The following is a 16,961-nucleotide window of genomic DNA, read 5'->3' on the forward strand; positions in this document are numbered from 1 at the left end:
TGAGATCTAAAATTTATTTAATTTTCTTAAATAAGAAGTCGTTAATCTTATGACCTTCTTCGAGTCCACGACGTTCAAATTTAGTTTGTGGACGCCAGTCTGGACGTGGGTAGCTGTTGCCTTTACCTGCCATATTTTCAAGATTTGGACGGTTATCGAGTACATCAATCATCCATTCTGCATACGGTTCCCAGTCTGTCGCTGCGTGGAATGAGCCACCCATTTCCAACTTTTGCTCAACCAGTGGCATACGGTCATGTGACACAAAACGACGTTTGAAGTGACGTTTTTTCTGCCAAGGGTCTGGGAAGTACAGTTGCACAGCGTTGATGCTGTTATCTGGCATTTCACGTAATACTTGAATAGCATCTGCATCTAAAAGACGAAGATTGGTTAAACCTGCAATTCCAGCTTCATACACACATTGCGCAATCCCCGGAACATGCACTTCAATCCCGACATAGTTACGTTCAGGGTTGGCCTGCGCCATCAAGACCAATGAACGTCCCATACCAAAGCCAATTTCAACCGTGAGCGGACGCTCTGGATGTTCAAACTGCTGGCGTAAGTCACCTACAGGATATTCCAAAATCATGTGACCATATTGTTCAAGCGCAGTGCGTTGCGAGGTGTTCAGCGGAGATGAACGACGCATAAATGTCACAATTTCGCGGTGTTCATTTAAGTTGTCTAGCTCGACGACTTGCTGGTCTAATTGATCATTCGTCATAATTTTGGCAGATGTAGAAATTCGAAAGCGGTATTGTAAGTCCTGAGCAGGACAAGTCAAATTTTTTACTCAGAATTTATTAAATTCAGCACCATTGAGTTTGCGCAGCCTAGAAATTGTCATCATTTATTAATCATGATGTAACGAATAAAAATTAACCTGCCAGCTGATTTAACCAACTGATAAAAAATGATGAAAAATTTTAAGCCACAGATATTAAGCCTGAGCCTGATTTTGGCGGGTTGTTCTTTTCCAGCGTATGCACAACTATTATTTAGTCAGTATGTAGATGGAACTTCAAATAAGAAAGGATTGGAAATTTATAATCCAGACCCGACGACGGTCAATTTGGCAGAATATCAGATCAAGCAGTTCGCAAATGGCAGTACCAGTGCAAATTTGACAGTGAATTTGACAGGTCAATTGGCGGCAAGGGGGCATTACTTGGTCGGGCATTCTGCTTTAAAAGAAGCTCTGGGCGATGCGGTGCAACAGCAGGCGAACTTAGCTTTCAATGGTGACGACACTTTGGTGCTTTATCATAATGGCGTTGCGATTGACCGCTTTGGTACAGTGGGCGAAAGGCCAAGCACTGGATGGGGTAGTGTTGCAACAGCGAATAGTTTTAAACGCACTTTATTAAGCAATAATGTTTCTAGTACGGGGATTGATGTTACCGCACCGTTTGATTTGGCATCGGCATGGGAAAAATGGTCAGACCAAAATGCATTTTCCAGTTACCTTGCAGGAAATACGGCACCACCCCTAACCGCTGTGAGCTGTAATACGACAGCTACCCCAATTGCGGCATTGCAAAGTGAAGCGCAAGATGTGGAATATGTGGTGAAAGGCGTAATCACGGCTGATTATCGTTATAGCAATGGTTTCTCAGGTTTCTTTGTACAAACACCAGATGTTCAAGCCCAAGCCAATACCAGTAATGCGGTGTTTGTCTATGTTCCCTCTTCAAGTCGCGTGACAGGTGGGCAAGTCGGGCAGGAAGTCATTTTCAAAGGCAAGTTAAAAACCTATCAAAACCAACTGCAGCTTCAAGATTTAAGCAGCGATATTAATGTCTGTAATCCTTCGGCAAGTGATTGGGTTAAACCAATGGCGATCAATTTGCCTTTTGATAGTTTGACTGAAACTTCAGGTCATACACCAAAACGCTATCAAGGCATGTTGGTGAACATCCCCCAAACGCTCACGGTCAGTGAAAACTATAACTATGGGCGTTTTGGAGAATTGGCTTTAAGCCCCGCGCGTTTATATATTCCAACCAATTTATATCCTGCCCATTCAACCGAGGCCAAAGCACTGGCACAACAGAATTTACGTTCTAAACTCATTTTGGATGATGGCTATAACAATCAGAACAGAACGCCGTGGTTGCCAACGACCTTTAGTGCTAAAAACACCCTACGTACAGGTGCACAACTGCAAAATGTACAAGGCATTTTAGAATACCGCTATAACCAATGGAGAATTCAACCTGTGCTTGGGGCAACAGCGCCACAAGTCTTAGACGCGACAAACCCACGTGCAAGCGTTCCCGCAAAGGCTACACAGCAAGTCCGTGTTGCAGCATTTAACGTACTGAATTATGACAATGGTTTGGCACAAGGTTTTCCGACGGAACGTGGTGCAAGTTCTGAGGCTGAGTTTAAAAAGCAACATCTGAAAATTGTCAGTGCATTAAAAGCGATTGATGCAGATGTTTATGGTCTGATGGAAATTGCCAACAATGGTTATGGCGAGCGTAGCGCAGTTGCTTATTTAGCTCAGGCGCTTGGAAGCGACTGGAAATATGTAACGCCTCCGAATGCTGACAAACTCGGAACCGATGCGATTGCTGTTGCCATTATTTATAATGCTAAGCGGGTCAAACCAATCAATGTTGCAGCGGTCTTTGATGACCAGAGCCAGAAAAATCGAGTCACGATGGCGCAAACCTTTCAAGCCTTATCAGGCGGGAAAACTTTTACGGTTATTCCGAACCATTTGAAGTCTAAAGGTAGCTGTCCAGATGATAAAACTTCGATAGAGGCAGATCAGGGCGATGGTCAAGGTTGCTGGAATCCAACCCGCGTTAAAGCGGTACAAGCGTTAATGCAATGGGTTGCAAAAAATCCAACGCAGGTGAGTAAACCGAATGTCTTACTGTTAGGTGATCTGAACAGCTATGCCAAAGAAGATCCAATTCTGGCGCTTGAACAAGCCAACTATAAAGTATTGTTGAATGATGAAAAAATTGGTCAGGGGAAAGCAGCTTATAGCTATGTTTTCGGCGTAGCCAGTAATGCTCAAGGTTATGGTGGTGCAGGAAATCTAGATCATGCGATTGCCGATGCAGCACTTTATCCTTTGGTGAAAAAAGCATTTGCATGGCATATCAATGCAGATGAACCGACAGCATTAGACTATAACGAAGAATATAAAACGGAGGAGCAAATTGCTGCATTCTATGCAGACGATGCTTACCGCTCTTCTGACCATGATCCTGTGATTGTGGATTTAGACTTAAACGATGCAGTGGTTAACGATGATGATAAAACCAGTGCGGGAAGTACAGGGCTGTGGTCTGTATTAGGATTAATCAGTTTGGCCTTGTATGGCAGCCTAAGACGCCGCAAGAATCAGTCTTAACTTGCTTTATGGATAATAATAAAAGGGCGTCATCGCCCTTTTATTTTGTTTATGATTTGAAACCTTTTATGAGCTGATACGGTCTATGAGGGTGCTGCTGGCTTCATTTAAGCCTAACACCTCGACCATAACACCGTGGGCTTCAAACTTTTCAACCACAGCATTCAACATATTGACTGAAGTCATATCCCAAATATGTGCTTTACTGAGGTCAATTTCAACCTTCTGAATATGTTCGTTAAAGTCAAAAAACTGAAAGAATTTCTCTGAGCTGCTAAAGAAAATTTGACCACTCACCACATAGCGACGAGTATGGTTATGCAGTTCAGACTGAACATGAACCGTACTTTCTAGCTTGTTAATGAAAAATAATGCGGACAGTAAAACTCCGACAAAGACACCCAAGGCAAGATTATGTGTGGCTAAGACAATCATCACGACACTGAGCATCACTACATTACTTTGTAGCGGGTGTTTAGCGATGTTTTTAACCGAGTCCCACTGAAAGGTTGTAAATGCCACCATGATCATGATTGCAACCAACGCCGCCATTGGAATATAGGACAGCCAGTCTTTAAAAAATACCACCAAACACAGTAAAAACACACCTGCCACTAAGGTTGAAAGTCGAGTACGTGCACCGGAGCTGACATTAATTACAGACTGTCCAATCATGGCACAGCCTGCCATACCGCCCATAAAACCGCTCACAATATTGGCCATACCTTGTCCGCGACATTCTTGATGACGGTCACCTTCAGTATCTGTGACTCCATTCACTACTGTGGTGGTCATCATGCTTTCAAGCAAACCGACGGTCGCTAATGTGATGGCGTAAGGGAAGACAATTTGCAGCGTTTCAAAGGTCAGTGGAATATCAGGCAGTAGAAAAATAGGTAAAGTATCGGGGAAATGACCTAAGTCACTGACCATACGCATATCTGTACCTAAAAACAGCGCCAAAGCGGTCAGGACAAGAATGCAAATCAGCGGTGAGGGAATACTTTTTCCCAGTTTAGGCAGATAAGGAAACAGATAAATCACAGCGAGGCCAAGAGCGACAAATGCATAACCCCAGTGATTCATTTGGCTGAGCTCTGGAAGTTGCGCCACGAAGATTAAAATCGCCAGTGCATTTAAAAAACCATACACTACCGACTGCGACACAAAACGCATCAGTTTGGCAACTTTAAAATAACCCGCAATGATTTGAATGACACCTGTGAGAATGGTTGCCGCCAGTAAATACTGTAAACCATGCTCTTTGACCAGCGTGATCATGAGTAGTGCCATCGCGCCTGTTGCTGCTGAAATCATGGCTGGACGACCACCAAAAAAAGCAATGCTCACTGCGATACAAAAGGAGGCATACAGTCCGACTTGAGGGTCTACACCTGCAATTGCTGAAAAAGCAATAGATTCGGGAATCAGTGCAAGTCCTACCACTAAACCAGCAAGAACATCGGTACGAATGTTAGAAAACCATTCATCTTTTTTAAAGCTAATCACAGATCAAATTCATTTTAGGGTCAAGGGGGCTATGATAAAACAACTCTGTTGCAAATTGCAGCGTTGTTGTACTTGAAAAAAAATGTGAATTAGACAATATTCAATAGGCGAACGAATGATTTTTCGTTTACGCTTTTTTGCAATTTACAGGTTTTGATCACTTGAAAGTTTGTTAGAAGCCATTTAAAACAGAGAATAGAGTTATAACAAGGATCAGATATGAAGCTTTATTATGCACCGGGTGCGTGCTCGCTTGCGGCGCACATTATCCTCAATGAAATTAATGTTGACTTTGATTTAGTCCGAGTAGATTTAAAAACACATAAAACAGAAAAAGGTGCTGATTATTACGAAATTAATCCAAAAGGATATGTCCCCGCTTTAGAGATTAATCCAGGTTTGATTCTGACTGAAAATGTAGCCATTTTGCCATTTTTAGCACAACATGATCCAAAACAAGATCTTATTCCGCCATCAGGTTTGGGGCGTGCCAAAGTTTTAGAATGGCTAGGTTATTTAAACTCTGAATTGCACGATGCTTATGCTGTTTTCTTTGGTGCGCCATTAGACGCTGTTGCTAAAGAAAAAGCCTATGCAGAGATTGATCGTTTACTTAGTTATATCGACAAACAAATTGGTGAGTCGGATCATGACTATTTGGTTGATGATAATTTTGGACCTGCAGATGCGTATTTATTTGTCCTCACCAATTGGTCAAATGTCATCGAACATGATTTATCGCCGTATAAAAATATTATCTTTATCCGTAATAAAGTGGCTGAACGTCAGTCTGTACAAATTGCAATGCGAGATGAAGGTCTAATTCCTTAATTTTGATGCATTGAAGAAGCGCCGAGAGGCGCTTTTTTATTACTCTAAAGTTTATTGTTGATATTTAGTCAATAATATTTTGCAGATTCACTACTTATTGGCGCTGAACAGAGTCTATATAGTGCCTGCATAGATTTTGGTTTTTAGGCTCTTCCAATGAAAAATATTTTATTAGTTAACGGTGCGAAAACTTTTGCACACTCGAATGGTCAGTTAAACGATACCTTAACTGAACTTGCACAAGAGGTGTTGTCAGACTTAGGACATCAGGTTCAAGTGACACGCGCCGACAGCGAATATGATGCAAAAGCTGAAGTGGAGAAATTTCTGTGGGCAGACACCGTGATTTACCAAATGCCAGGTTGGTGGATGGGTGCGCCGTGGACTGTGAAAAAGTATATCGATGATGTCTTTACCGAAGGGCACGGTAGTCTGTATGCCAATGATGGTCGCTCACGTTCGGACGCTTCAAAAAAATATGGTTCAGGCGGTCTGATTCACGATAAAAACTATATGCTGTCGTTGACATGGAATGCGCCAATGGATGCATTTAACGACGCTGAACAATTTTTTCATGGGGTTGGGGTCGACGGGGTTTATTTACCTTTTCACAAAGCCAATCAATTTTTAGGGATGGAAACCTTACCGACGTTTATTGTCAATGATGTGATTAAAGCACCTGAAGTTGAAGCCTATATGGCACAGTACCGTGAGCATTTGACGCAAGTTTTTGCTTAATTGGGAGATGCGAGTATGTTAACTGTCATTGCTGAAATCATTTGTCATTCAGAGCAAGATTTTAAAACGGTTCTTGATTCATTCAACAACATCCGTGAGCAAGTATTACAAGAGCCCGGTTGCCATCTCTATGATGTGCATATCGATCATCCTGCTGTTGAGAGTGCATTACAAACCAAAGTACCGTTTTCAATCATGATGTATGAAAAATGGGAAAGTATGCAGCATTTAGAAACACATATGCACAGTGTCAATATGCAGCAACATGCTCAAGCAACCGAAGGGGCAGTTGCTCATGTGCAAATTCGTATTTTAGAAGCGCAATAAGTGATGCATATGAGTTTGACAGCGCTTTTCTTCGCTCCGTTTATTTAAACTCCAGTGTTTCATTAAACTGAACCTGTTCGAGTTTCAATGCATAACGCTGTTTTAATGTTGACCATTGAACTTTGACAGGTTGTGTTGTTTCAGCAAACTCATTTTCACCTGTTGTACTTTTTACTTTGCCTGTCATAAAGTTGATACTTCGCGCCGTGATGTCGCCTGATGCACGGTGGAAATCATCGACATCATAACCAATCAGTTTAAATGCACGGTCTTGGTATCGAAAGGTATACGTGTGATTGGTCACATACCACGAACCACAGCTTAACCAGTAGTGTAGATGAACTTTGAGCACGCCTTTTTGAATACTTAATGCTTCAGTCTCACCGAGTGGATCAGCGAGGCAAGGGGACTCTATATCGCCTTCTGTCGGCAAAGTAGTATTAGTCGCCGCAAGTTGATAACCATACGTTTGCTTCAATAAAACCAAAAGCTTTCGTTCATTTGTATTAAGCACATTACTCCCTAAGCGATCATTTTTAACAATATGTTCAGGATTGGTGTCTTCAATAATCAGGGCAATATCCGCTTGACCATCTTGGTTTAAATCGCCTTGGACTTTTTCTAAAATCTTCCAGTTTTTTGGTACAAAAGATTGGTAACTTACTTTGAGAGTCGGTTTTGCCTCTACTTTGGCCCAAGCATTGCTTGTGAGTGTTATGAAAAATAGGGCATTGACTATGTGTGTTGGTCTAATCCATTTTTGCATGGGCATCGTTTCCTCTCATTTTTATATGGTTATAGATGTTTGAAGGTGGGTATTGCTGAGTGTATCAAAGCGTGTGGCGAAATGTCCCTACAACCTAGGTCATCATAAAGTGTTGTCCTAGTGTTCAGATAAATAAAAAAGGACTCCGAAGAGTCCTTTTTTATTGCTTAAAACAGATTAAGAGATTATTTAAAGAAATAACCTGTTTCTGGTGAGCTTGCATTGGCCATACGTTTGCGAGGCATACGACCTGCGAGGAATGCTTCACGACCCGCTTCAACTGCTTTTTTCATTGCAGAAGCCATTAAAATCGGGTGTTGAGCTGCAGCAATCGCGGTATTCATCAACACGCCATCACAGCCGAGTTCCATTGCAATGGCTGCATCACTTGCAGTTCCCACACCAGCATCCACCAACACAGGCACTTTGGCATTTTCTTTAATAATAGAAATTGTGTGTGGATTCAAAATCCCTAAACCCGAACCAATCAAACTGCCTAAAGGCATGATGGCAACACAGCCCATGCTTTCAAGCTCTTGTGCCACAATTGGGTCATCCGAGGTATAGACCATGATTTCAAAACCATCGTCAATCAGGGTACGTGCCGCTTTCAATGTTTCGGTAATGTTTGGATACAGCGTTTTTTCATCACCGAGTACCTCAAGCTTGACCAAGTTATGACCGTCTAATAATTCACGCGCTAACATACAGGTACGCACGGCACTATTGGCATCAAAGCAGCCTGCTGTATTTGGGAGAATGGTGTATTTTTCAGGTGGGACCACGGACAATAAGTTTGGTTGGTCGGGGTGTTGACCAATATTGACCCGACGAATAGCAACAGTCACGATTTCTGCGCCACTGGCTTGAATGGCCAAATCGGTTTCTTGCAGGTCCTTATATTTACCTGTGCCCACCAGTAGACGAGATTGAAATGATCTAGAACCAATGATGAGAGGGCTGTCTTGCATGTGAACTCCGTATTAACCGCCACCGACGGCATGAATAATTTCAATTCGATCCATTGCACAAATTGGAGTGTGTTCCAATTTACTTTTACTAATAATATTTTCATTTTGCTCAACAGCAAAACGTTTGCCTTCAAGTGCAAAGGTTTGCACCAGTTCAAGCAGGTTTTTACATTCGGTGTGCTGTAGTTCGCCGTTTAAATAAATCTGCATCGTGCTCATCTCTAGTTGTTTACTTGGCATATTTCATGGCATTCCATGCCAGAACCAACCAACCTGCAATCATCAATGCACCACCAATCGGGGTAATCGCACCTAGGCCACGCGGTAAGCCCAATGCCATGACATAGAGGGAACCACAGAAAAAGAAGATGCCGATTTGAATCAGTAAAAAGCTGGTTTTGATGGGAAGTTGAGGAATAACTTTGGCCAAAATGCCGAGCGCCAGTAAACCAAGCGCATGGTAAAAAAAGTAATCAGTTGCAGTTTGCCACCAAGCCAATTGGGCTTCAGTAGCACGTGCTTTGAGACCGTGTGCGCCAAAGGCACCTAATATAACGGCAAACGCTAAATTCAGCGCTGAAATCGCAATCCACATATGCAATGCTTTACTTATATCACTGTGCGCAACAAAGTAGCATATTTTGAAGAAAGGTTAAAAGACAAAAAGCCTCATTTATTAGTAAAAAGAAAAGGGCATTTCGCCCTTTTCTGTATTGGTATCATCTTAGTTCGATGACATCGCCACTTTAATTTTTTCCATGGCATTTTTTTCAAGTTGACGAATGCGTTCGGCGGAAACATTGTATTCAGCAGCTAGTTCGTGCAGTGTCGATTTTTCATCATCTAACCAACGGCGCTGTAAAATATTACGCGAACGGTCATCAAGTTGTTCCATCGCATCATGCAAAGCATTGGTGCTCTGTTCTTCGTAATCTTCTTCTTCAGCCAAACGCGCTGGGTCATAGCGGTTATCTTCAAGATAGAGCGCAGGTGCAACATGGGTTGAACCTTCATCGTCATCATCGCCTTGAGCTTCAAACGCTGCATCATAAGCAGTTAAACGACCTTCCATTTCTAACACCTGTTCAGGTGCTACATTGAGGTCATTCGCAATCGATTGCGCTTCTTTTAGAGTGAGCTTTTTAGACGATTTTTTTAGACTACGTAAATTAAAGAACAGTTTACGTTGTGCTTTAGTCGTTGCAATTTTGACAATACGCCAGTTACGAATCACATATTCGTGAATTTCGGCTTTAATCCAGTGTACCGCAAAAGAGACCAAGCGTACGCCCATGTTTGGGTCGAAGCGTTTAACAGCTTTCATTAAGCCCAAGTTACCTTCTTGAATGAGGTCACCTTGAGGTAAGCCGTAGCCTGCATAACTGCGGGCAATATGAACCACAAAACGCAGATGCGACATGACTAGAAGTTTAGCGGCATCGAGGTCTTGGTCATAATAGTAGCGTTCAGCTAGCTCTTTTTCTTGTTCCGCTGTCAAAATCGGGATTTGGTTGACAGTACTAATATAAGCGCCCAAGTTTACACCTGGTGCCGATAATGACAGGGGCATCAATTGATTGCTGCTGTCACTCATGTGTTCTCCTTAGGGATTTCATTTTTACCCAACAATTGAATTTATCTTAATCCAATCTTCCACTGAATAATGGAAAATTGGGTATAGAAATGTAAACTTTTATGCAAATGTGAATATACTTAGTGTAATTGAAAAGAATTAAGATTCAATGAAGTAGTGAAATTCATGCTCATTAATTTGTTTCAAAACGCAAGTTAAATGATGGATTTCGCAATAACGCGTGATATCGATCTGACTGTGCGGATCAGACGATTTTAATAGAAAATGCTGCGCTGGACTCTTCTTAAGTGCGCGTTTAAGCAACAACAGAGGCATAGGACATGGTTGCCCCATTGCATCAATAATGTTGGTATTTTGTTCGATATCACTCATATAGCTAAGGAAGGCTTTACAACATTTAGGTGGGTAGAAATATTAGCAAATTCAGTGCCAAAACCCAAATATTTCATGCTTTATAGGCCTATAGTCGCTATATCTAAAATTACAAATAACTAGTTAAAAAATATGCTGAATTAAAAAGACGATTAATCAAAAAAAAGGGTATGAATTGTTTTTAACCCATGTTAAGCTCGTCGCGTACTGGGATTTAACACAACCATAAATTGTTTTAAAGCCTATTTTACAAATGGATGTAACCGGGATTTTGTTAATAGTTATACAGAATGATTACAAGCTTAGAAATAATAAATATTTTTAAACCTTGTTTGGTCTGCTGTTTGCAACACCGGGTGGTCCTTCTTTTAGATACAATGAGGATTAACTTATGACAGCTCGTGAACAAGGCGTAGTTAAATGGTTCAACGACACTAAAGGCTTCGGCTTTATCCAACGCAATGGCGGCGACGATGTATTCGTTCACTTCCGTGCAATCCAAGGCGACGGCCATCGTTCACTACGTGACGGCCAACGCGTTGAATTCAGCGTTGTAAAAGGTCAAAAAGGCTTCCAAGCTGAAGAAGTACAACCTTTAGACTAATTGTCTGAACGTACTTTAAAACGCCCCAATGTAAATTGGGGCGTTTTTGTTTATACTACAGATCAATTTTCGTGATTTTTCGTCAGAGCGCACTTATATGTCATCAGGTTTTGAAACCTTAAATTTACATCCTCAACTTAAACGAGCTATTGATGCTTTAGGTTTTAAGGATATGACGCCTATTCAGCAAAAGGTTTTAAAATTCACTTTGGCGGGACACGATGCAATTGGTCGTGCGCAAACAGGGACTGGTAAAACAGCGGCATTTTTGGTGAGCGTGATTAACGACTTGCTGAATAATCCAATTCAAGAGCAGCGCTACCGCGGTGAACCTCGTGCCTTGATTTTAGCACCGACTCGAGAGCTTGCACTGCAAATCGAAAGCGATGCGAAAGAACTCACAAAATTCTCAGATTTACATGTCGTGACGCTTTTAGGCGGCGTTGACTTTGATAAACAAAAAGCACAACTTGATAAAAAACCTGTCGATATTATGGTGGCGACGCCAGGTCGTCTGATTGACTTTGTTGAACAAAAAGAAGTTTGGCTCGACCAGATTGAATTTTTAGTGATTGATGAAGCCGATCGCTTATTAGATATGGGCTTTATTCCTTCAGTCAAACGTATTGTTCGTTTCTCACCGCGTAAGGAACAACGTCAGACTCTGATGTTCTCTGCAACGTTTAGTTACGATGTTTTAAACCTTGCGCAGCAGTGGTTGTTTGAACCTGTAACTGTTGAAATTGAGCCAGAGAAGAAGACCAATGCAGACGTTGAACAACGGGTGTACATGGTCGCAAAGTCTGATAAATATAAATTGCTACAAGACATTCTGCGTGATGAGCCCATTGAAAAAGTGATGATTTTCGCAAATCGTCGCGATCAAGTGCGTAAGCTCTATGACAACTTGAAGCGTGATGGCTATAAAGTGGTGATGCTGTCAGGTGAAATTGCACAAGACAAACGTTTGAAAATGTTAGATCAATTTAAAAATGGTCAACATAACATCATGATTGCAACCGATGTTGCGGGACGTGGTATCCATGTGGATGGTGTATCGCATGTGGTCAATTTCACTTTACCTGAACAGTCGGATGACTATGTACACCGTATTGGTCGTACAGGTCGTGCAGGTACACGTGGTGTGAGTATTAGTTTCTTATCTGAAGATGATGCATTCTATCTACCAGAAATTGAAAAAGCCATTGGGCAAAAACTGCCACTGACACGTTTAGATGGCTATTGCTAATCGTTTGACGTGATTGGTGTAAAAAAACCGCTCAGATGAGCGGTTTTTTTATGGCATCTTTATTTTGCTTTACACGAAAAAGTCAGGATTGTTTGATAGTCACTGTCTTGGTTAATGCCTGAGTTTGTACCCGAAATAGAACCCAGTACAGATGCGGCTGCTTGGATCATTTTTCCAGTTTCGTCACTCACTACGCCTTTTAAAGCACCTTGATATTCGGTTTTTTCATCACTCACAATCGCTGTTGCTTTAGAGCCACACGTTTTAGCTGCTGCTTCAATCGCGTTGTTTTTTGCAATCAATGCAGTTTTCCCAATACCTGTAACTTCGTATTGATTGTCAGCTTTTTGGATCGCTAAAGAGTTGCTTGGTGTCGATGCGCAAGCGCTTAGAAGTAGTGTTAGTGCTGCTGCTCCAGCAATAGCGATATTCTTTTTCATTTCATACCCCAGTCATGTTTTATTAAATCATTGTTTATTGGAACATAGCTTGTCGGATGAATCATGTAAGAAATGTATGAAAAATGCAGTCTTATCGGACAGTTTGAAAAATGCTCAGAATTTTAAAATTAGTTTTGTCGAAACTGGGTATTTCATACTGAAGCGCTAGAGCAAACTTTTCAGAGTGTGCTACTCTAAAACGTATTGTTTAATTTGAAAGATTAAGAGCCTAATGACGGAACTCGCGGTAGATATCGTTCACCAGAATATGCATCAACGTCAATCGATTGGCCATTTGGTCGAGCCTGCACCAAGTGCAGAACAATTAGAGCGGGCATTTCGAGCCGCATTGACTGCACCAGATCATCATCGTTTAAAACCGACACGTTTTATCGTGATTGCTGAAGATCAACGTGAGGCATTTGGTGAGTTATTGTCACAAGCCTTGGCTGATTTGGGTGAGACTGAGTCAGCACAGTTAGAGCGTGTTAAAAATCATCCTTTTCGTGCCCCATTACTGGTTTTGGCATTGACTAAATTTCAATCGCATCCGAAAGTCCCTAATTTTGAGCAGACTTTAAGTAGTGGGGCTACTATTCAGAATTTTATTTTGTCCCTACAAGCTCAAGGTTTTTCGAGTATGTGGCGTAGTGGGGCAGTGGTGGAGTCGGTGCATTTCAAACAGGCTTTAGGCCTCAGCGCAGATGATTTGATCTCAGGTATTTTATATATTGGTACGGCAGTTAAAGCGATTCCGCCACGTGCCGAAATTCAAACCCAAGATTATGTAAGTTATTGGAATCAATAGTTCCATTTTAGGATATAAAAATAATGTCAGAGTTAAAGTTTTCAGATTTGGTTGAACCTGTAGCAGTAGATCAAAAAACGGCACTACGTATTACCGTTTTGGGTGGAGGTAGTTTTGGGACTGCGATGGCGAATACCGCGGTTCGCAATGGCTGCGATACCATGATTTGGATTCGTGATAAAGCGGTTGCGGCTGATATCAATGCGACACATGTGAATAAACGCTATTTGCCCGATTTTAAACTTGAAGATGGTTTACGTGCAGTTTCAAATATAGAAGAGGCGGTTCGTGATCGCGACATTATTTTGGTGGCGATTCCGAGCCATTCTTTCCGTGATGTCCTTAAACAAATTAAACCGTTTATTACTTCGCAAGCAGTGGTGTCTTTGACCAAGGGTATTGAAGCGAATACTTTTAGTTTTATGAGTGACATTATTCGCTCAGAGCTACCAGAAGTGCCTTATGGCGTGTTATCTGGGCCCAACTTGGCCAAGGAAATTGTGGCAGGACAACCAGCTGGGACGGTCATTGCAAGCCAGTCTGACTTAGTGCGTTATGCGGTACAACAAGCTTTGCATAGTGCCTTGTTCCGTGTTTTCGCCAGTGATGATGTGCATGGTGTAGAACTCGGCGGTGCGCTTAAAAACATTTATGCGGTTGCGATGGGAATGGCTGCTGCATACAAAGTCGGTGAAAATACCAAGAGTATGATTTTGACTCGTGCTTTGGCGGAAATGAGTCGTTTTGCTGTGAAGTTAGGGGCAAATCCACTGACCTTCTTAGGGCTGTCTGGTGTCGGTGATTTATTTGCAACGTGTAGCAGTCCACTGAGTCGCAACTATCAAATCGGTTTTGCACTGGGGCAAGGCAAGAGTTTGGAACAGGCAACCGCTGAATTGGGACAAACAGCAGAAGGCATTAACACTATTGTACAAGTCAAATCACGTTCTGAAGAGCTAGATGTGTATATGCCGATTACTAGCGCTTTATACAGTGTTATTTTTGAAAATGCGCCACCAATGACAATTGCATTATCCTTAATGAAAAATGGACACCGCAGTGATGTGGAGTTTGTTTTGCCGCATCATGAGGTTTAAAGTCACTTAAAAAACGAAATAAAATGAGCGTTTAAGTGGGTAGAATGACTGAATTGTCATAAAAATTAATTAAAATAATCAGGATTTGAATAAGGATTTTTTATGCAACTGACTTTGGTACGTCATGGCGAAGCTGCACCACCGATCATGGGGAATGACACTAAGCGCCCACTCACCGAACGTGGGCATGCACAGGCAGTGCAAACTGCTGACTTTTTAAAGTCACGGATCCAACCTGATGTCTTTGTGGTTAGCCCATTGCTGCGTGCGCAGGAAACATTGGCACACATTAAACAGCACTTTGCGGATGTACCTGTTGTAATCTGCAATACCATTAAGCCCGATGATGATGCAAAAGCGGCTGTGGAATGGTTATCACATTTGCCGTATGAGTCTATTGTGGTGGTGTGTCATATGAATGTGGTGGCACATATGGCCTCGATTTTGGTGACAGAATCTTTCAATCCTTATGCTTTGGCTGAAGCGCGGATTTATGAGCAAGCGGTTATTGCGGAAGGCTTGTCGACACAAACAAAAGCATTTATACCTAGCATATAAAAACCAATTAAAACGGCAGAATATAATACATGTTGCAAATTTGGATGCCCGAAGCCGATGGAACATGGCACTGGTCTATAGGGGAAAGATGGCAATCAGCTCATACAATTGAGCAATTGATCCAAGATATACAAGCGCATCATGGTGAGGAAGCAACTGTTTTCTTTCCAAGCCGTGATGTGCAAATTATTCAGCAAAATATGCCTAAGGCCCAATACAAGCAGTTGGGGGCTGAAGGTGTGAAGTATTTGCTGGAAGAATATGTATTGAGCTCAATCGATCAGATGAAAGTATTACATCAATTTCAAGCGCCTGAGCAACTCACTGTTTTGGGTATTTCAAAGCATCGTTTAGAGACTTTACAGCATGCCTTGAGTTTGATTCCTGTGAAGCTGGTCAGCCTATTGCCTGATTTTCTGATTTTGCCTGTACCTGACGCAGAACAGGTAATCTTGGGCTATGTTGAAGAGCGACTTCTGTTTCGCGCTAATACTTGGTTGGGCGGATCAATTGATGATCTTGCTGTATTTTTAGATTATCAAGCAGTCAACCAAAAATATAAAATTTGTAACTTTAGTGCTTCGCACATGCATAGCTTAAACGCCAGTGTGACGCAGGAGCAGCTTGAGTCTTTCCATTATGAATGGATGGCATTGCCAAGAGCAAAACAACATCCATGGAATCTTTTGCCGAAGGTGAAAGAGCAACATGTTTCAACGGGCTATTGGAAAGCCTGTGCAGCGGTATTGGCTGCATTGATTGTGACGCAATTGACCTATGATGCGACCCGTTGGTATCAAAATAAAAAGCTTGCAGAGCAAGTGGCTGTTCAGGCGGTCGATCAATTTAAATATTGGTTTGGTGCGAACTATCCTGTGACCGAGCAAACGCTGCGAAGCCAGTTTGAATATCAACTGAATATGAATAAACAAGCGGATGCGCAAGCTTTGTCTTTATTGAGTCGCGTTGGGCCTGTGCTTATGCAACAGCAAATTGTGGCTAATCAGGTGGTGTATGAAGCGAATAGCCTAAATATGCAACTTAAAGCCAACTCGGCAGAGGCTTTACAGACACTCACTCAGCAGCTTAATCAACAAGGTTTTCAGGTTGAATTAGGCAATATTCAGCCGACCACGGGTGGGGCAATTGGAATGGTGAAAATACAATAATGAAAGCCATGCAAAATTTACAAACTGTTTTGGATCAGCGTTTAGAGCTGATCAGTACTTATTTTGATCGTCTTACACCGCGCGACCGTGTATTAGTCATCTTCTTGCTCATTTTCGTATTGGTGAGCTCGATAGGGGCTGCACTTTGGTATACCCATGCTGCGGCAGAGAAACAGCAAAAACGCGTGAACCAGCTCAAAGAAACCATGACATGGATGCAGAGCAATGCAGTCACCATGAAATCGAGCTCAGATGGTCAACTAACCCCGATGGAACAGATCCAGCGTATTGCACAGCAGCAAGGTTTGTCGGTTGCTTCGCAGCAGAATGCTGAACAAATTCAGTTGGTAGTAAGCCATGCCAACTATGTAGTGTTAGCCAACTTTTTGACCCAACTAACGCAAAATGGTTTGAGTATTGAAAAAATGGAGTTGGTCTCAGACGCAGGGCAGATTAAATTATCGGCGAGCGTGAAATAATCGCTAAAAATAAAGCCAGACGAAGCATGGTGTTTTAGCTAGGCTATGCCTATAATATGGCGACTTAAAAAGC

20 protein-coding genes are annotated in these 16,961 nt (G+C 42.0%); 11 read left to right on the forward strand and 9 right to left on the reverse strand.

The genetic code is table 11. The features are described 5' to 3' along the window. Nucleotides 1-13 precede the first annotated feature (13 nt). Nucleotides 14-730, reverse strand: a complete 717-nt coding sequence (gene trmB / locus KVY11_RS04525) for a tRNA (guanosine(46)-N7)-methyltransferase TrmB (RefSeq protein WP_218288265.1) — start codon at nucleotides 728-730, stop codon at nucleotides 14-16. 192 nt (nucleotides 731-922) lie between these two features. Between trmB and KVY11_RS04530 the strand changes: the two genes are divergently transcribed. Beyond that, nucleotides 923-3,376, forward strand: coding sequence for an ExeM/NucH family extracellular endonuclease (locus KVY11_RS04530; protein WP_218288502.1), 2,454 nt, complete (start codon nucleotides 923-925; stop codon nucleotides 3,374-3,376). A gap of 66 nt (nucleotides 3,377-3,442) precedes the next feature. Here KVY11_RS04530 and KVY11_RS04535 read toward each other — a convergent pair whose 3' ends face one another. Continuing rightward, on the reverse strand, nucleotides 3,443-4,885 hold the full coding sequence (locus tag KVY11_RS04535) for a SulP family inorganic anion transporter (RefSeq protein ID WP_218288266.1): 1,443 nt from the start codon (nucleotides 4,883-4,885) through the stop codon (nucleotides 3,443-3,445). 219 nt (nucleotides 4,886-5,104) lie between these two features. On the opposite strand from KVY11_RS04535, the gene KVY11_RS04540 reads away from it, so the two are divergent. The 3 genes from KVY11_RS04540 to KVY11_RS04550 all read left to right on the forward strand — a co-directional run bounded on the left by KVY11_RS04540 (nucleotide 5,105) and on the right by KVY11_RS04550 (nucleotide 6,781). Next, a complete protein-coding gene (locus KVY11_RS04540; RefSeq protein WP_183174866.1) occupies nucleotides 5,105-5,716 on the forward strand; it encodes a glutathione binding-like protein in 612 nt (203 codons plus the stop codon). Between the two features lie 156 nt (nucleotides 5,717-5,872). Continuing rightward, nucleotides 5,873-6,454, forward strand: coding sequence for an NAD(P)H-dependent oxidoreductase (locus KVY11_RS04545; protein ID WP_218288267.1), 582 nt, complete (start codon nucleotides 5,873-5,875; stop codon nucleotides 6,452-6,454). A gap of 15 nt (nucleotides 6,455-6,469) precedes the next feature. Beyond that, entirely contained in the window at nucleotides 6,470-6,781 is a 312-nt protein-coding gene (locus KVY11_RS04550) for a putative quinol monooxygenase (RefSeq protein WP_178927663.1), read from the forward strand. Nucleotides 6,782-6,821: 40 nt separating this feature from the next. Here KVY11_RS04550 and KVY11_RS04555 read toward each other — a convergent pair whose 3' ends face one another. The 6 genes from KVY11_RS04555 to KVY11_RS04580 all read right to left on the reverse strand — a co-directional run bounded on the left by KVY11_RS04555 (nucleotide 6,822) and on the right by KVY11_RS04580 (nucleotide 10,484). Further along, nucleotides 6,822-7,547: a hypothetical protein gene (locus KVY11_RS04555; RefSeq protein WP_218288268.1), complete on the reverse strand. Its 726-nt coding sequence runs from the start codon at nucleotides 7,545-7,547 to the stop codon at nucleotides 6,822-6,824. A gap of 185 nt (nucleotides 7,548-7,732) precedes the next feature. Continuing rightward, complete coding sequence (locus KVY11_RS04560) at nucleotides 7,733-8,518, reverse strand: thiazole synthase (protein WP_005400610.1); 786 nt, start codon at nucleotides 8,516-8,518, stop codon at nucleotides 7,733-7,735. Nucleotides 8,519-8,530: 12 nt separating this feature from the next. Next, nucleotides 8,531-8,728, reverse strand: a complete 198-nt coding sequence (thiS, locus tag KVY11_RS04565) for a sulfur carrier protein ThiS (RefSeq protein WP_004696245.1) — start codon at nucleotides 8,726-8,728, stop codon at nucleotides 8,531-8,533. A 19-nt stretch (nucleotides 8,729-8,747) separates the two neighbouring features. Beyond that, on the reverse strand, nucleotides 8,748-9,113 hold the full coding sequence (locus tag KVY11_RS04570) for a DUF423 domain-containing protein (protein WP_062033855.1): 366 nt from the start codon (nucleotides 9,111-9,113) through the stop codon (nucleotides 8,748-8,750). Between the two features lie 129 nt (nucleotides 9,114-9,242). Then, nucleotides 9,243-10,112: an RNA polymerase sigma factor RpoH gene (gene rpoH / locus KVY11_RS04575; RefSeq protein ID WP_218288269.1), complete on the reverse strand. Its 870-nt coding sequence runs from the start codon at nucleotides 10,110-10,112 to the stop codon at nucleotides 9,243-9,245. A gap of 138 nt (nucleotides 10,113-10,250) precedes the next feature. Next, nucleotides 10,251-10,484 carry a sulfurtransferase TusA family protein gene (locus tag KVY11_RS04580; RefSeq protein ID WP_004696251.1) on the reverse strand — a complete coding sequence of 78 codons (234 nt, stop codon included), beginning with the start codon at nucleotides 10,482-10,484 and terminating at the stop codon, nucleotides 10,251-10,253. A gap of 391 nt (nucleotides 10,485-10,875) precedes the next feature. Between KVY11_RS04580 and KVY11_RS04585 the strand changes: the two genes are divergently transcribed. Together KVY11_RS04585 and rhlB are read left to right on the forward strand one after the other, a co-directional pair. Further along, entirely contained in the window at nucleotides 10,876-11,088 is a 213-nt protein-coding gene (locus KVY11_RS04585) for a cold-shock protein (protein WP_004648643.1), read from the forward strand. 97 nt (nucleotides 11,089-11,185) lie between these two features. Beyond that, nucleotides 11,186-12,337 carry an ATP-dependent RNA helicase RhlB gene (gene rhlB, locus KVY11_RS04590; RefSeq protein ID WP_140402869.1) on the forward strand — a complete coding sequence of 384 codons (1,152 nt, stop codon included), beginning with the start codon at nucleotides 11,186-11,188 and terminating at the stop codon, nucleotides 12,335-12,337. Between the two features lie 59 nt (nucleotides 12,338-12,396). Here rhlB and KVY11_RS04595 read toward each other — a convergent pair whose 3' ends face one another. Then, nucleotides 12,397-12,777 (reverse strand): hypothetical protein, encoded by a 381-nt coding sequence (locus KVY11_RS04595; protein ID WP_004982234.1) that lies wholly within the window; start codon nucleotides 12,775-12,777, stop codon nucleotides 12,397-12,399. 232 nt (nucleotides 12,778-13,009) lie between these two features. Between KVY11_RS04595 and KVY11_RS04600 the strand changes: the two genes are divergently transcribed. The 5 genes from KVY11_RS04600 to gspM all read left to right on the forward strand — a co-directional run bounded on the left by KVY11_RS04600 (nucleotide 13,010) and on the right by gspM (nucleotide 16,888). Further along, a complete protein-coding gene (locus KVY11_RS04600) occupies nucleotides 13,010-13,585 on the forward strand; it encodes a nitroreductase family protein (protein WP_218288270.1) in 576 nt (191 codons plus the stop codon). A gap of 23 nt (nucleotides 13,586-13,608) precedes the next feature. Then, the gene (locus KVY11_RS04605; protein WP_218288271.1) at nucleotides 13,609-14,682 is read left to right on the forward strand and encodes an NAD(P)H-dependent glycerol-3-phosphate dehydrogenase; all 1,074 of its coding nucleotides are present in this window, start codon (nucleotides 13,609-13,611) and stop codon (nucleotides 14,680-14,682) included. Nucleotides 14,683-14,784: 102 nt separating this feature from the next. Continuing rightward, nucleotides 14,785-15,240, forward strand: coding sequence for a phosphoglycerate mutase family protein (locus tag KVY11_RS04610; protein WP_218288272.1), 456 nt, complete (start codon nucleotides 14,785-14,787; stop codon nucleotides 15,238-15,240). A 29-nt stretch (nucleotides 15,241-15,269) separates the two neighbouring features. Next, nucleotides 15,270-16,409, forward strand: a complete 1,140-nt coding sequence (gene gspL, locus KVY11_RS04615) for a type II secretion system protein GspL (RefSeq protein WP_218288273.1) — start codon at nucleotides 15,270-15,272, stop codon at nucleotides 16,407-16,409. Further along, the gene (gspM, locus tag KVY11_RS04620; protein WP_168158910.1) at nucleotides 16,409-16,888 is read left to right on the forward strand and encodes a type II secretion system protein GspM; all 480 of its coding nucleotides are present in this window, start codon (nucleotides 16,409-16,411) and stop codon (nucleotides 16,886-16,888) included. Before gspL ends, gspM begins: the two co-directional genes overlap by 1 nt. Nucleotides 16,889-16,961: the final 73 nt, after the last annotated feature.

It is taken from the genome of Acinetobacter sp. CWB-G5 (genome assembly GCF_019209785.1).
GTDB classification, from domain to species: domain Bacteria; phylum Pseudomonadota; class Gammaproteobacteria; order Pseudomonadales; family Moraxellaceae; genus Acinetobacter; species Acinetobacter johnsonii.

Coding starts and splice junctions, on each gene's coding strand:
- gspL (WP_218288273.1), top strand. CDS start 15,270: ATGTTGCAAATTTGGATGCCCGAAGCCGATGGAACATGGCACTGGTCT.
- KVY11_RS04585 (WP_004648643.1), top strand. CDS start 10,876: ATGACAGCTCGTGAACAAGGCGTAGTTAAATGGTTCAACGACACTAAA.
- KVY11_RS04560 (WP_005400610.1), bottom strand. CDS start 8,518: ATGCAAGACAGCCCTCTCATCATTGGTTCTAGATCATTTCAATCTCGT.
- KVY11_RS04545 (WP_218288267.1), top strand. CDS start 5,873: ATGAAAAATATTTTATTAGTTAACGGTGCGAAAACTTTTGCACACTCG.
- trmB (WP_218288265.1), bottom strand. CDS start 730: ATGACGAATGATCAATTAGACCAGCAAGTCGTCGAGCTAGACAACTTA.
- KVY11_RS04570 (WP_062033855.1), bottom strand. CDS start 9,113: ATGTGGATTGCGATTTCAGCGCTGAATTTAGCGTTTGCCGTTATATTA.
- gspM (WP_168158910.1), top strand. CDS start 16,409: ATGAAAGCCATGCAAAATTTACAAACTGTTTTGGATCAGCGTTTAGAG.
- KVY11_RS04580 (WP_004696251.1), bottom strand. CDS start 10,484: ATGAGTGATATCGAACAAAATACCAACATTATTGATGCAATGGGGCAA.
- thiS (WP_004696245.1), bottom strand. CDS start 8,728: ATGCAGATTTATTTAAACGGCGAACTACAGCACACCGAATGTAAAAAC.
- KVY11_RS04610 (WP_218288272.1), top strand. CDS start 14,785: ATGCAACTGACTTTGGTACGTCATGGCGAAGCTGCACCACCGATCATG.
- rhlB (WP_140402869.1), top strand. CDS start 11,186: ATGTCATCAGGTTTTGAAACCTTAAATTTACATCCTCAACTTAAACGA.
- KVY11_RS04595 (WP_004982234.1), bottom strand. CDS start 12,777: ATGAAAAAGAATATCGCTATTGCTGGAGCAGCAGCACTAACACTACTT.
- rpoH (WP_218288269.1), bottom strand. CDS start 10,112: ATGAGTGACAGCAGCAATCAATTGATGCCCCTGTCATTATCGGCACCA.
- KVY11_RS04605 (WP_218288271.1), top strand. CDS start 13,609: ATGTCAGAGTTAAAGTTTTCAGATTTGGTTGAACCTGTAGCAGTAGAT.
- KVY11_RS04540 (WP_183174866.1), top strand. CDS start 5,105: ATGAAGCTTTATTATGCACCGGGTGCGTGCTCGCTTGCGGCGCACATT.
- KVY11_RS04555 (WP_218288268.1), bottom strand. CDS start 7,547: ATGCAAAAATGGATTAGACCAACACACATAGTCAATGCCCTATTTTTC.
- KVY11_RS04530 (WP_218288502.1), top strand. CDS start 923: ATGAAAAATTTTAAGCCACAGATATTAAGCCTGAGCCTGATTTTGGCG.
- KVY11_RS04600 (WP_218288270.1), top strand. CDS start 13,010: ATGACGGAACTCGCGGTAGATATCGTTCACCAGAATATGCATCAACGT.
- KVY11_RS04550 (WP_178927663.1), top strand. CDS start 6,470: ATGTTAACTGTCATTGCTGAAATCATTTGTCATTCAGAGCAAGATTTT.